Source organism: Neobacillus mesonae (genome assembly GCF_001636315.1).
GTDB classification, from domain to species: Bacteria; Bacillota; Bacilli; order Bacillales; family Cytobacillaceae; genus Neobacillus; species Neobacillus mesonae.
The window spans coordinates 4,770,444-4,784,296 of sequence record NZ_KV440949.1; the positions used below are offsets into that span (position 1 = coordinate 4,770,444).

Annotated in this window: 11 protein-coding genes; 9 read left to right on the forward strand and 2 right to left on the reverse strand. The window is 39.0% G+C overall.

Going from position 1 to position 13,853, the window contains the following annotated elements; all coding sequences use genetic code 11:
- Positions 1 to 225 precede the first annotated feature (225 nt).
- Entirely contained in the window at positions 226 to 783 is a 558-nt protein-coding gene (hxlB, locus tag A6749_RS22455) for a 6-phospho-3-hexuloisomerase (protein ID WP_066401091.1), read from the reverse strand.
- Positions 784 to 799: 16 nt separating this feature from the next.
- Positions 800 to 1,441, reverse strand: a complete 642-nt coding sequence (gene hxlA, locus A6749_RS22460; RefSeq protein WP_066397020.1) for a 3-hexulose-6-phosphate synthase — start codon at positions 1,439 to 1,441, stop codon at positions 800 to 802.
- A gap of 302 nt (positions 1,442 to 1,743) precedes the next feature.
- On the opposite strand from hxlA, the gene zwf reads away from it, so the two are divergent.
- From zwf to A6749_RS22505, 9 genes are all read left to right on the forward strand, one after another.
- A complete protein-coding gene (gene zwf / locus A6749_RS22465; protein WP_066401092.1) occupies positions 1,744 to 3,201 on the forward strand; it encodes a glucose-6-phosphate dehydrogenase in 1,458 nt (485 codons plus the stop codon).
- Between the two features lie 39 nt (positions 3,202 to 3,240).
- The gene (locus A6749_RS22470) at positions 3,241 to 4,581 is read left to right on the forward strand and encodes a glucose-6-phosphate isomerase (RefSeq protein WP_066397022.1); all 1,341 of its coding nucleotides are present in this window, start codon (positions 3,241 to 3,243) and stop codon (positions 4,579 to 4,581) included.
- A gap of 19 nt (positions 4,582 to 4,600) precedes the next feature.
- Positions 4,601 to 6,019: an NADP-dependent phosphogluconate dehydrogenase gene (gndA, locus tag A6749_RS22475; protein WP_066397025.1), complete on the forward strand. Its 1,419-nt coding sequence runs from the start codon at positions 4,601 to 4,603 to the stop codon at positions 6,017 to 6,019.
- A gap of 294 nt (positions 6,020 to 6,313) precedes the next feature.
- Positions 6,314 to 6,562, forward strand: coding sequence for a ferredoxin (locus A6749_RS22480; RefSeq protein ID WP_066397028.1), 249 nt, complete (start codon positions 6,314 to 6,316; stop codon positions 6,560 to 6,562).
- A 658-nt stretch (positions 6,563 to 7,220) separates the two neighbouring features.
- Complete coding sequence (gene hisC / locus A6749_RS22485) at positions 7,221 to 8,333, forward strand: histidinol-phosphate transaminase (RefSeq protein ID WP_066397030.1); 1,113 nt, start codon at positions 7,221 to 7,223, stop codon at positions 8,331 to 8,333.
- Positions 8,334 to 8,349: 16 nt separating this feature from the next.
- Complete coding sequence (locus tag A6749_RS22490) at positions 8,350 to 9,345, forward strand: C-terminal binding protein (RefSeq protein WP_066397033.1); 996 nt, start codon at positions 8,350 to 8,352, stop codon at positions 9,343 to 9,345.
- A gap of 98 nt (positions 9,346 to 9,443) precedes the next feature.
- Positions 9,444 to 10,979: a histidine ammonia-lyase gene (gene hutH, locus A6749_RS22495; protein WP_066397040.1), complete on the forward strand. Its 1,536-nt coding sequence runs from the start codon at positions 9,444 to 9,446 to the stop codon at positions 10,977 to 10,979.
- 288 nt (positions 10,980 to 11,267) lie between these two features.
- Positions 11,268 to 11,939, forward strand: coding sequence for a hypothetical protein (locus A6749_RS22500; RefSeq protein ID WP_066397044.1), 672 nt, complete (start codon positions 11,268 to 11,270; stop codon positions 11,937 to 11,939).
- 215 nt (positions 11,940 to 12,154) lie between these two features.
- A complete protein-coding gene (locus A6749_RS22505; RefSeq protein WP_066397048.1) occupies positions 12,155 to 13,807 on the forward strand; it encodes a helix-turn-helix domain-containing protein in 1,653 nt (550 codons plus the stop codon).
- The last annotated feature ends 46 nt before the right edge of the window (positions 13,808 to 13,853 follow it).

Below are 13,853 nucleotides of genomic sequence, written 5' to 3' on the forward strand. Positions count from 1 at the left end.
GTTCGTTAATCAACAAAAGTTTCCTTAAGGAAACTTTATAAATATATTATAGTATATTTTTTAAAAGTTGTGAATGATTTTGTTTGGAGTTTAAGACAATAGGAAATGATCAGGGGAGGTGAGGTTTGAGGTTAGTAAAAGAGAAAAGCCATGCAGGCAGCAATACGAAAACAAAAAAAACACCTGAATCCTTTCAGAAAGATCAGGTGTTCCAATAGTTTTTATTTACTCAAGGTTGGCATGTTTTCCATACATAGTATATGAATTTAAACCTTTTTTCTCCATAATTCTCAGAATCATAGCATCATAGAAAAGCAGAAGAGTTTGTTCAAATAACGAGCCCATTGGCTGTATTGTTTTATATTCACTTTGTGTCTGATCCTTTGGAGCACCTGGCAATTTAACCGTTATATCTGCTAATTTTCCGATTGTTGACTGAGGAGCAGTCGTAATAGCTGCAACAGTTCCACCGATGCTCTTGGCTTTTTCAACCATCGAAATCAAGCCCTTTGTTTCACCAGAGCCGGATCCTACGATTAAAATATCACCTTCTTCAAAGTTGGCAGTAACGGTTTCTCCCACAACATAGGAATCCAATCCCATGTGCATCAAGCGCATAACAAAGGATTTGGCCATAAAACCAGAACGCCCTGCACCCGCTGTGAAAACTTTTTTTGCTTCAGAAATGTGATTAACCAGTCTTTCTGCGTCTTCGTTAGCTATTTGGGCTGTTGTATGGCTCAACTCTGTAATCACTTCATTTAAATAGTCTGTCGTTTGCATAATAATCGTGCCCTTCTTATGCATGAATTTTTTGTTTTATTAATAACTCCATTTCGGCAGCAACAGCCTTTTTATCTTGCTGACCAGTAATACCTCCTCCAACAATAACAAGGTCAGGCTGTGTTTGGACAACCTCCGGAAGTGTGTTTAATTTGATGCCCCCTGCAATTGCTGTTTTGGCATTTTTGACAACGCGTTTAATAGTTTGTAGCTGTTGGAAAGAGTTTTCTCCTTCTGCTTGAAGGTCGTAACCTGTGTGTACGCAAATATAGTCAACGCCCAGTGCATCAATCTCTTTTGCACGCTGTTCAAGGTCTTTTACATTAATCATATCTACAAGGATTTGAGTTCCTTGCTTTTTGGCTTCTTCTACAGCCCCTTTAATTGTTGCGTTGTCTGTGGCGCCAAGAACTGTGATAATATCTGCACCTGCTTCGGAGGCTTTCATTACCTCATAAGCTCCAGCATCCATAATTTTTAAATCGGCTAATACCTTTAAATGAGGATATGCTTGTTTGATTTCTTTTACGGCTTTTAGGCCTTCGTTGATCACAACTGGCGTGCCAATCTCGACGATATCAATATGTGCTTCAACCTCTTTTACGACTTCCTTTGCTTCTGGAATATTGACAAGATCTAATGCTAATTGCAGTTCCATTACAACGTCACTCCTTAAAAATTTTTAGTTTTGGTGAACCTGAAACCAATTCTAGTATGGTTCTTGTCAAAAAAGAAGTACGCACTTAAAAGTCAGATAGTAACAAAAAGTATACCGTGGTACAGTATACTTTTTGTTACTATCTGATTAAAAAGTGCGTACTTACAATCAAATTTTTTACACGATATACTGGCATCAATAAAAGATGATCAGAATTAGGAGGGGATCGAATGAGAGAGTTAACGATTCCGCGCAGTGGTCTTTCAGAAGAAAACACTCACAGCATGTTTACCACAGTAAAGCTGGATTCATTTAGCTTTGTTTTGTTTGGTGCAACAGGAGACTTAGCAAAAAGGAAAATTTTTCCCGCTTTATACAATTTATTTCTTGATAACAGGCTTACCGCCCCATTTTCAGTCATCGGGTTAGGCCGACGTAATTGGACGGATGAAGTATTTCAATTTCATGTCAAGAACTCTTTAAATCATTTCTCCAGACGGTTTAAGGAACATGATGCCATGCTGGATGATTTTCTTCAAATATTTCGATATTGTGCGCTAGACGTCACGAACAGTGAAGGTTACAAAGCAGTGCACGAATTAATTCTAAGCCGTGAGAAGGAACTAGGAATACTTGGGAACAGAGTGTTTTATTTATCGGTGTCTCCTGAGTTTTTTGGTATCATTACTTCTAATATCGAGAAGAGCGGGATAGGTGTTTCAAAAGGGTGGAAGCGTCTTGTGATTGAAAAGCCGTTTGGCCGTGACATCACATCTGCCAGGGAGTTAAATAAAAAACTTGGTCAGGTGTTTGAAGAGGAAGAAATTTACCGAATTGATCACTATTTAGGAAAGCAAATGGTACAAAATCTAGAAGCATTGAAATTAGCGAATCCTATGCTTCAATCATTGTGGGATAATAAAAATATTTCGAATATTCAAATAACAGCAAGTGAAACAGTCGGTGTGGAAGAGAGAGCTGCTTACTATGAACAGGCAGGAGCTATCCGTGATATGTTCCAAAATCATATGCTGCAAATGCTCATGATGGTTGCCATGCAGTCTCCGGAACATATCAATCCTGAAAATATACGAAAGAAGAAAAGTGACATTATGAAACATCTCCGGCCGTTAAATAAAAAAAATACAGCTTTTCATGTAGTCCGTGGTCAATATGGTTCTGGAGAAATTAATGGGGAACAAGTGGCGGCTTACATAGAGGAGCCGGGAGTTGAGAGCTCCTCAAGGAATGACACCTTTGTCGCTGCTCGTTTATGGATAGATGACTATTGCTGGTGTGGTGTGCCGTTTTATATTCGTACAGGGAAAAGAATGAAGGAAAAGTCTACGAGAGTTGTGATTGAATTTAAAAGTCCAATACGCGATTTGTATGAAGACAATAAGAAAACAGCAGTACCTAACTTATTAATCATCGAGATAAGTCCAAATGAATCGGTATCCTTACAGTTAAATCTTAAAAATCCAGCTAAGTATGGTAAAACGGAACCGGTTATACTACAATTTTCTGCTCCAGGAAAAGAGGCACCAGAAGCCTATGAATCATTAATTTTTGATACGTTACGGGGCGACCCTACATTTTTTTCCCATTGGGAAGAAGTAGAGCTTTCATGGAACTGGGTACAGCCCATTCTAGAAGCATTTAAGGATAATACTCTTCCACTGCATTCATATCCGGCTGGCTCCATGGGACCGGAAGCAGCCCAACAGTTATTGGCGGGAGACGGATTTATTTGGTGGTAGGGGACATTAGAAGCTTTATATAGAAAGGAGAGCAACAAAATGACTGTTTCATTCAATTATTCTAATGCTTTATCGTTCATGAAAAAAACTGAACTTGACAATGTAAGTGAATTTGTCACTGTCGCTCATAACAGATTGCATGAGAAACGAGGTCCAGGTTCTGATTTTCTCGGCTGGCTTGATTTGCCCATTCACTATAATAAAGACGAATTTAGGCGTATTAAAGAAGCCGCAAAAAGAATCCAAGACCAGTCAGACGCCCTAATTGTCATTGGTACCGGCGGCTCATATTTAGGGGCTAAAGCAGCAATTGAGGCGTTATCCCATAGCTTTTATAACCAAATGCGAAATACCACAAATGTATATTTTGCCGGCCATAATCTCAGCCCAGCCTATATTACTCATTTGTTAGAGCTATTAGAGGGGAAAGATATTTCTGTAAACGTTATCTCTAAATCCGGAACGACAATGGAACCAGCTATCGCGTTCCGGATTTTTCGCAAATTTCTTGAAGAGAAATACGGTAAAGAGGAAGCAAGAAAGCGAATATATGCAACGACCGATCAGGAAAAAGGTGCACTAAAACAGCTTGCCGATGAAGAAGGCTATGAGATGTTTGTGATTCCAGATAACATTGGCGGGAGATATTCGGTACTGACAGCTGTCGGACTGCTGCCAATCGCATCGGCCGGACTGAATATTGATGAAATGATGGCAGGGGCCGAAGAAGCTTACTATCAATACAATAATTCAGATTTATTAAAGAATGAATGTTACCAGTATGCTGCTGTGCGCAACTCTCTTCATCAAAAAGGAAGAGAGGTTGAGTTACTCGTTAATTATGAACCTTCATTACAGTATGTTTCTGAATGGTGGAAACAGTTGTTTGGAGAAAGTGAAGGAAAAGACCAAAAAGGACTATTTCCGGCATCGGTTAATTTTCCGACGGATTTACACTCCATGGGCCAGTATGTGCAGGAAGGCCGCCGCCATTTAATCGAAACGGTGATTCAAGTAAAGAAGCCGGCTGTTGATTTCACAATTCAAGCGGACCCGGAAAATATAGACGGATTGAACTTCCTAGCCGACAAGACAATGGATGAAGTGAACAAAAAAGCTTTTCAAGGGACGGTGCTGGCCCACGTAGAAGGCGGCATTCCGAACTTACTTATTGAAATGGAAAAATTGGATGAATTTAATTTCGGGGAATTGGTTTACTTCTTCGAGAAGGCTTGTGCTGTAAGCGGGTACTTACTTGGAGTCAATCCGTTTGATCAGCCAGGGGTGGAAACATACAAGAAAAATATGTTTGCCTTGTTAGGAAAGCCAGATTATGAAAAACAAATGCCGGAATTAGACGGCTTTTCCATCGTTAGGTAATTAAAAGGGGCGGTTCTTTATGACACAACAACAAGTTGGCGTAATCGGTTTAGCAGTGATGGGCAAAAACCTTGCATTAAATATTGAAAGCCGCGGCTATTCTGTTGCTGTTTATAATCGATCTTTTGAGAAAACTGAAGAGTTTTTACAAACAGAAGCGGCAGGCAAGGATTTTATTGGTGCATGTGCCATTGAGGAGTTTGTGAATTCACTTGAAAAGCCGCGAAAAATTCTGTTAATGGTGAAAGCGGGGGCACCGACCGATGCTATTATTCATTCGTTAAAACCTTTCCTCGAAAAAGGCGACATTTTGATTGATGGAGGAAACACCTTTTTTGAAGATACCATCAGACGAAGTAAGGAATTAGAAGCATTGGGCATTCATTTTATAGGGACTGGTGTATCAGGTGGGGAGGAAGGAGCTTTAAATGGGCCTTCTATTATGCCGGGCGGGCAAAAAGAAGCATTTAAACTGGTCCAGCCAATTTTAGAAGCTATTTCTGCAAAAGTGGAAGGAGATCCTTGCTGCACATATATTGGTCCTAATGGAGCCGGGCATTATGTAAAAATGGTTCATAATGGGATCGAATATGGAGACATGCAGTTAATTTCAGAGGCCTATTTTATCATGAAGCATTTGCTGGGCATGGAGGCGCATGAACTGCATGAGGTGTTTGCTGAATGGAATAAAGGCGAGTTGAATAGTTATTTAATTGAGATTACCGCAGATATTTTTACGAAAATAGATGAGGAAACAGGGCAGCCGCTAGTAGAGGTAATCTTAGATAAGGCAGGACAAAAGGGAACGGGTAAATGGACGAGTCAAAGTGCTCTAGATTTAGGGGTTCCGCTGCCTATTATTACTGAATCAGTATTTGCCCGTTTTATTTCTGCTATGAAAGAGGAGCGGGTACAGGCAAGCAAAATCTTGCACGGACCAGCAGCCAAAGCATTTTCCGGAAATAAAACAGCTGTGATTGAAGCCATTCGCAAAGCGTTATATATGAGTAAAATTTGCTCTTATGCACAAGGTTTTGCGCAAATGCGTGCCGCGTCTGAAGAATATAATTGGAATCTTAATTATGGAAATATTGCAATGATTTTTAGAGGAGGCTGTATTATCCGCGCTCAATTTCTGCAAAAAATTAAAGATGCGTATGACCGGAATCCCGACTTACCAAATCTATTAATAGATGAATATTTTAAGGGAATTGTAGAAAATTATCAATCCGCCTTGCGTGAGGTACTTTTGCTTGCGATTGAACAGGGGATTCCAGTGCCATCCTTCGCTAGCGCTTTAGCTTATTATGACAGTTATCGCACGGAAAAGCTTCCTGCTAATCTTCTGCAAGCACAGCGTGATTATTTTGGTGCACACACATATGAACGGTTAGATCGAAAAGGCGCCTTCCATTCGGAATGGGTATCAAAAGATTAACATTAATCACAATAAATGTATGAATTTTTATTATATTGTGAATATTATTTACCTTGCCAGTGAAACCCCTTAGATTTTTTGAAAGGATGCTGTATAAATAATTTAAGGAGTGGTCAATCATACCACGCTAAAGCTGGGAGGAATGTAAAATGGTTTTGTGTAGAGATTCAAATAAAGAGAGCTGTCCGGCTTGCCGGATGTGTAGTTTCGCTTCTGTAGGAAATTCAATATCATTTTATGAGAAGAACACACTAGTTGAAAATGAGAAAAAAGAACCTATTGGAGGTAATGGCAATGGCTAAATACACGATTGTGGATAAGGAGACTTGTATTGCCTGTGGAGCATGCGGAATTACTGCCCCGGAGGTCTTTGATTATGATGAAAACGGACTGTCTTTTGTGACGCTTGATAATAATCAAGGAACGGTTGAAATACCGGATGACCTTTATTATGAGGTTGAAGATGCTAGCTACGGGTGTCCAACAGATTCTATCAAAATAGCAGATGAACCGTTCAATCGGACTCCAGTAAAAGCAGGTTAATTCTTGGAGAATAAGTATATAAATGAGTAAGAAAAGAATCTATTAATTGGAGGAAACCTTTAGTGTGGGTAATCACTGTTCATTCCAAGAATAACGTGAAAATGTTCGAATTTGATACCGAGAAAGAAGCTAGAAACGCATTTTGCGAAATTCCGGGTTATAAAATACTTACCCAAGTTATTTATTTTAATGATTATAATTAGCTAAGGTTTTAACATTACATTCCGGCATTCAGTTAAGCAGATTCTTTTTTCTAGAAAAATACTAATAGAACCTTGATCTTTTATTAGAGACAGTCCTAAAAAGTCAGTCGATAACTGGTTTTTATGACTGTCTTTTTATTTTGGATCGACACCTTTTGTTCTTGTAGTAAAAGCAAAAAGCATTTCTTTATTCCGAATACCAATTATTAGCAGCTTTTTAAAAAAAACATAGTGTTGTATAAAAAATTGATAAATTAATTTGAATATACTAATTTTTTGATATAATGTGAATATTTTTTACCTTGATAGGAAAACCCCTTAGTTTTTTTAAAAGAATCGTGTATAAATAAATCTAAAGGTTTACCAAAACAGTATAACCTACAAAAAGTTGTACAACACCCCTCAAAAACGGTATAAACCGTTGCTATTTTCAAGGGGAAAAAGGAGGATGTAAAATGTCAGAACATTTATGGCGGAGCAGTGTTAAGGATTTAGAACCTTTCATCCCTGGTCAAGCGGCTAAGGATGCTAAAAAACAAGAAAAAGTATCTGAAGTTATTCGTCTTGCCACTAATGAAAATCAATTAGGTCCGTCACCAAAAGCGGTAGAGGCGATGATTAATGCAATTCAACAAGCGCACTTTTATCCCGACCTGACCTGCTTGGAGCTTCGTTCTAAGCTTGGAGAATTACACGGAATCGATCCAGAAAATTATGTCGTGGCAAATGGAGCAGATAACATTATTAATCTAGTAATTGCTTCATACATCAACCCGGGAGATGAAGTAGTCTATTGTACACCGACATTTTCTGAATATCACAAGAACACATTGCTAATGGGCGGAGTACCTGTAGAGGTACCAACGACAAAAAGTCATAAGTTTAATCTTGAAGCCATGCTTGGAGCGATAACGGAAAAGACAAAGATTGTCATTGTATGCAACCCAAACAATCCAACAGGTACCATTGTAGATGAAGAAGAACTGAGAGCGTTTTTCAAGAGATTGCCAAAACATGTTGTTGCTGTACTAGATGAAGCTTACGGGGAATTTATTAATCTAGAAAAATACTCAACCGGAGTAGAGTATATCAAAGAAGGATTTCCTGTCATTACGATTCGGACTTTTTCAAAACTATATGGGTTAGCTGGCATGCGTGTAGGATATGCGATGGCGAGCCAAGAACTGATCCAGCCTCTGCAAAGAGTACGCGAGCCATTTGCCTGTAACCGGGTGGCTCATGCAGGAGCTTTAGGAGCTTTAGAAGATATAGACCATAAAAATAAAACGCTTTTAGAAAATAAACGTGAAATGGAAAAGCTCGTCAAAGAATTCCGCTCTTTTGGGTACGATGTGGAAGCGTCCCATACGAATTTTCTATTTGTCGACATGAAACGAAAGACTGCAAGGATAGCAGAAGCGTTAGCTTCCCAAGGTATCATCATCCGACCAGCTGCAGCTTGGGGCTATCCAACATATGCTCGCATCAGCATTGGAACAGCAGAACAAAACAATAAGCTTGTGAAAGCGCTGCAAGAAATAAACGCAAAATCTCTGCACCACATATAAAAGGAGGCAAATAACATTGAAAAATGGAAAGAGATTAGTCTGGATTCTTGATGATGAATGGACTGACCACAGCATAGAAAAAGCTTTGTATGAAAAAAATGGTTTTGATGTCAAAGTTACACGTTCTGAGAATTTTGTAGAAGATTTTCCTAATTATGCGCCTTACGCTGAAGCGGTTGTGGCCCAGGTAGGATTTCAATGTACGGCGGAAATCATCGATAAGTTAGATTCATGCAAAATTATTTCTGCATCAGCAGTGGGATTTAATCACATTGATGTAGAAGCGGCGACAAAGAAAGGCATTCTTGTGTCCCATGTGCCAGAATACTGCTCAGAGGAGGTCTCTGATCATGCAGTTACACATATACTGACGCTTTCACGCCGTTTTCCAGCTTATAACGAGCAGGTCAAACGGGGCGAATGGGATCCAATGGATACGCTTCCGATTAAGCGCTTTAGCAATAACACAGTAGGTCTGCTCGGATTTGGCCGAATCGCCCGCAAGGCTGCCCAGAAGCTAAAGGGTTTCGGGGTTCGATTAATCGCCCACGATCCTTATGTGTCCAAAGAGGTTTTTGATAAATATTCGGTTGAAGGGGTGTCATTCTATGATCTATTGAACCAATCTACCTTTTTGACTCTGCATGTGCCGCTTAATCCTGATACAAAAAATATTATCGGCTATGAGCAGTTGAAAATGATGCCTCAGGGTGCTTTCGTCATCAATACGAGCAGAGGCGGTGTGATTAATGAGGAAGATTTGTATCGGGCAATACAGGAGGGACATATCGGGGGTGCCGGTCTCGATGTTCTTCTCAATGAACCACCGCATCTGGACGATCCTCTTCTGAACACGGATAAGGTGTATGTGACGCCTCATTCTGCTTATATCTCGGAAGAGGCGATTGTGGAACTGAAAACGAAGACAAGCCAGAATGCCATCGATGGTGTGACAGGAAAGCCGATTGCCCACCTTTTGAACCCGAAAGTATTAAAGGCAGTGAAAATATAAAGAAGGGTAGTCATTTCAAAAGGTCTTTGCTTCCTTTTGTATGAGACATCATTTCCTCTAAAAGACGATAACGCATAATACCAAAGGAGTGAGTGTTAATGTTATTAAATAAAGAAAAGGTTCAAGTTGGCAGTTTTCCCTTGACGTTAGAAGATGTTGTTCTTGTTGCCCGTAATAAACATAAAGTGGACATTGCTGAAGAACAAAAAGAGAAAGTGAACCGCAGCAGAGAATATGTTGAAAAACTGCTTGATGACAAGAAAGTAGTGTATGGATTGACGACCGGGTTTGGAAAATTCAGTGATACGTATATTCCAAATGATCAAGCCAAAAATCTTCAAATCAACCTAATACGCAGCCACGCATGCGGAATCGGTGAACCGTTTTCTGAAGATGTGGTAAGAGCGATTATCCTGCTAAGGGTAAATGCACTTCTATACGGACACTCCGGTATTCGTTTAAAAGTTGTGGAAACAATGGTCGAAATGCTGAACAAAGGAGTGACCCCAATGATTCCTGAACAGGGGTCTTTGGGCGCAAGCGGAGATCTCGCTCCACTTTCTCACCTGGCTTTAGTCATTATGGGAGAAGGGGAAGCCTATTTCAACGGGGAACGAATGGATGGCGGGAAAGCCATGAGGCTGGCTGAAATATCTCCTGTTTCCTTAGAAGCTAAGGAAGGACTAGCGCTAATTAACGGAACACAAGTTATGACAGCTGTAGGCGCTTTAGCATGTTGGGATGCATTAAACCTTGCAAATTGGGCGGATTATACTTCTGCTTTAACAACGGAGGTTCTTCGCGGGGTGAGACAAGCATTCGAACCGGAGACCCACAGAATTCGTCCGCATGCCGGCCAACAATTGGTCGCCAAAAATATTACAAAGATTACTAGAGGCAGTCAGCTGATGACTAATCAAGGTGAAATTAGAGTGCAGGATGCCTATTCTCTACGCTGCGTGCCTCAAGTTCACGGTGCTTCAAGAGATGCGCTCCAGCATATTCATGATAAATTGATTGTTGAAATGAATTCAGTAACCGATAATCCGCTGATCTTTGTTGATGAGGATAAAGTTATTTCCGGGGGGAATTTCCACGGACAACCGATGGCACTTCCGATGGATTATCTTTCTATTGCGGTAGCAGAACTGGCTAATATATCCGAGAGAAGAATTGAAAGACTTGTAAATCCGCAGTTGAATGACCAGCTTCCTGATTTCCTAACGAAAGAGGGAGGAATGAATTCCGGATTGATGATTGCCCAATATGCGGCGGCAAGCCTTGTGTCAGAAAATAAATCCCTGGCGCATCCTGCAAGTGTAGATTCGATTCCAAGTTCGGCTAACCAGGAAGACCATGTAAGCATGGGAACTATTGCAGCACGGAAAGCGGCAAAAATTGTTCAAAATGCTTATCATGTTATGGCGATTGAATTGTTTAGTGCGGCACGTGCGGCCGAATATAAGGGACCTGAAAAATTAGGCATAGGCACAAATTGGGTTTACTCGTTCTGCCGTCAACATGTACCGCATCAAGAAGAGGATCATGTGATGTATAACTATTTTAAGCAGCTAGCAGATGAAATGAAAGATATTGAAGCAGTAAAAGCATTAAAAGAGCAGCTCGCTGTATAAGAAAAAGGACTCTAAAGAAAAACAATGTCAAAGCAGTAATAGTAGAAAAAATAATAGGACTATAAATTATTGTTATTAATCAATTGATAGAGTGGTTTTATAACAAGTAGTTATAGTATAAAAAAATTATGATTATAAATATTTGTCGTTAATCAATCAAATTGGTGAATTTATGACAAAAAAGTATACTATATGTAAAATATGAGTACTTAAATATTGGAATTAATGATTATATAATTTTATTGTAAATATTCAAAATAGTAAATTTTTTAATTGGAGGGTAACAAAATGACAAAAGAAGTATTAACACAAGAAGAATTTTTAGCGGAGTTCAATGGTATTAAGGAAGAGCTTAAAGCGTACGCTGAGAAGAAAGCCTATGATTTCTGGACTAGGGAAGATCTGACGCAATCGGAAGTATTTACCGCAATTGAGCAAAGAGTTTGGCTGGAAATCGCCTATGTTTTTTTCCTTGGAAAACAAATCAACGATTACTGGAAAGAGTTTGATAGACCAACAGTTACATCACTGTGCAAGCATATGTGGGAGGAAGCTCATCACTATGAAATCATTTGTAGAGTTCTTGAGAAGCATGGTTACACTGCTCCAACTACACCACCTGAAGCTCACATGGGTTGGGAAAACTTACACTGGGAAGCGCTTCAAAAAGACCGTGCTTGTGCTGTAGCGGTTTGGAACTGTTCTGAAACATCAACAACAACAACACATGACATCGTGATTGAGAACTGCCGCCGAATCGGTTTAGATGATTTAGCAAGATGCTACGAGCAGGTGAAAAAAGACGAAGAATTCCATGCTAGACTTGGAGATATGATTGTTAGAAAATATGTGGTGACTGATGAGCACCGTGCAAACGCAATTTGGGGTGCCCGCCGTCTCCGCGAAGAAATGCTTCACTATTACGATACAATTTACGCTGTTCCTGAACAGACTGTATAATTTCCCTTAGTTAGTGAGAAGTTCAGGAAATTAAGGTTAACAAACCTAAACAGAAAAGCTACCAATCTATCCGTTGAGACTGGTAGCTTTTCGTTATTAATACCTCATAAAAATAAGCTTATAATAATAGTAGAAACTTGTCTTAGTTTATAAGAAAATCGAACAAAAAAACACCTAAGGCAAAAAAGCTGCTTCTATGGAAAGGCGTGATGACATTGGGAAATCTCTTACTCTTAGCAACACATGATTTAGACATCATAAATCAGGTCCATCAAATAAATAATGATTTCAAATTTGGTTTTACTATAGAAGTAAGGGATAGCAAGACGTTTATGAAGGAAGATCTAGCGTTAGAAGCGGATATTGAAGCAGTTTTTCTTGATTTTGATGAAATCCCAGGGGAAATGCAAGATTTTGTTTACCATCAAATTAAAAAGATAAATCCTGCCTTGCCTTTGGTTACATTAAAAAGCAGTTATGATCACTATGAAGTTAGGAGTCTTTTCAAAAACGGTGTTTTCGATTGTTTGAGCAAACCACTAGAAAAGGAAATCATTTATCAATTGCTGCAAGAACTAAAAAAGACAGTACAGCAATCGATACAGATACTCCAGCAAAAGAAGGACGACCCGTTGCAGATCATGTCCTCTTTGCGATTAAGTGTCATTTATAATTTGTTATACGGAAATATCCAAAATCCAAAAGATATCTGGGATCAGTGCCGATTGGTTGGGCTGTCCGCAGTCCCAAACATAGCTGTCACAGTTCAGATTGATGAGTTTTTTTCATTAAATAAGGATAAGAGTAAGCAGAAACAGGATACTATTCGCAATGAAATTATTACGATTACTCGTTTATTTCTTAAAAATGAGCTTGATGAGGTCCTGGCCATGGGAACAGGAGCAGATAAATTCGCTGTCATATTCTCCCTCCCCTTGTTAAATAGTAACGCTGAGTATAAGAGATACGCTATAAAGTTATCGGAAAAAACGAAAGAATATATTAAAGAAAAGACAAATTATAGCGTAACGATAGGTATTGGAAACCTTTGTGAAGATGTAAGGTCTCTATACGTATCCTATCAAGAAGCAATATATGCCCAAAAACATAAGTTTTTTGGGGGGAAGGATACCGTCATTCATATCGATGATGTAGAACCATTTACAAATGAAGTGCACTTACTGCAGAACCAAGACATCGCCACATTAGCTAGTAAATTAACGGTTGCTGATATACCAGCCGTCAAAGAAAATATGAAAAATTTATTTAAAGAGTTATTTTCAAAGCAAAAGGTTGATCCAGAAGTATTAAAACTTCAAATTTCAGAAATATCCACCGTTCTTGCCCGGGCAGCGATTAATGGAGGAGCCGATATAAAAGAAATCCATTCGATTCTATTGGACTATACAAAAGAGTTAAATATCATCGAAAACTTGACGGAAATGGAGCAATGGTTTGAAAATATGATTTATCGCTTTACGGATCTTGTATTCAAAAATAAAAACGAATACAGTCTTAAATCAGTTCAAAAAGCGATGGATTATATTGAGAAAAATTATTTAAACTCTATTACACTAGAGGATGTTGCCACCTTTGTTCATTTGAGTCCAACTTACTTCAGCCGTCTTTTTAAAGGTACTACAGGAAAGAATTTTATTGAGTATATTACTTATTTACGCATAGAAAAAGCAAAGGCTATGCTGATGGATTTAAATTATACTGTTTATCAAATTGCATCTGAAGTAGGCTACAGTAATTCTCATTATTTCAGCCGTGTATTCAAATCATTAGTAGGCAAAACACCAAGTGATTACCGCAATTCTATTTTAGGGCCGATTGAGGTCCCGAACGAAAAAGGATTGAATTAACTACAAACCAGATACCGACATTCTTCGGTCTGGTTTTTTTATTTCA

Coding starts and splice junctions, on each gene's coding strand:
- A6749_RS22500 (WP_066397044.1), top strand. CDS start 11,268: ATGACAAAAGAAGTATTAACACAAGAAGAATTTTTAGCGGAGTTCAAT.
- hutH (WP_066397040.1), top strand. CDS start 9,444: ATGTTATTAAATAAAGAAAAGGTTCAAGTTGGCAGTTTTCCCTTGACG.
- hisC (WP_066397030.1), top strand. CDS start 7,221: ATGTCAGAACATTTATGGCGGAGCAGTGTTAAGGATTTAGAACCTTTC.
- A6749_RS22470 (WP_066397022.1), top strand. CDS start 3,241: ATGACTGTTTCATTCAATTATTCTAATGCTTTATCGTTCATGAAAAAA.
- A6749_RS22480 (WP_066397028.1), top strand. CDS start 6,314: ATGGCTAAATACACGATTGTGGATAAGGAGACTTGTATTGCCTGTGGA.
- gndA (WP_066397025.1), top strand. CDS start 4,601: ATGACACAACAACAAGTTGGCGTAATCGGTTTAGCAGTGATGGGCAAA.
- hxlB (WP_066401091.1), bottom strand. CDS start 783: ATGCAAACGACAGACTATTTAAATGAAGTGATTACAGAGTTGAGCCAT.
- hxlA (WP_066397020.1), bottom strand. CDS start 1,441: ATGGAACTGCAATTAGCATTAGATCTTGTCAATATTCCAGAAGCAAAG.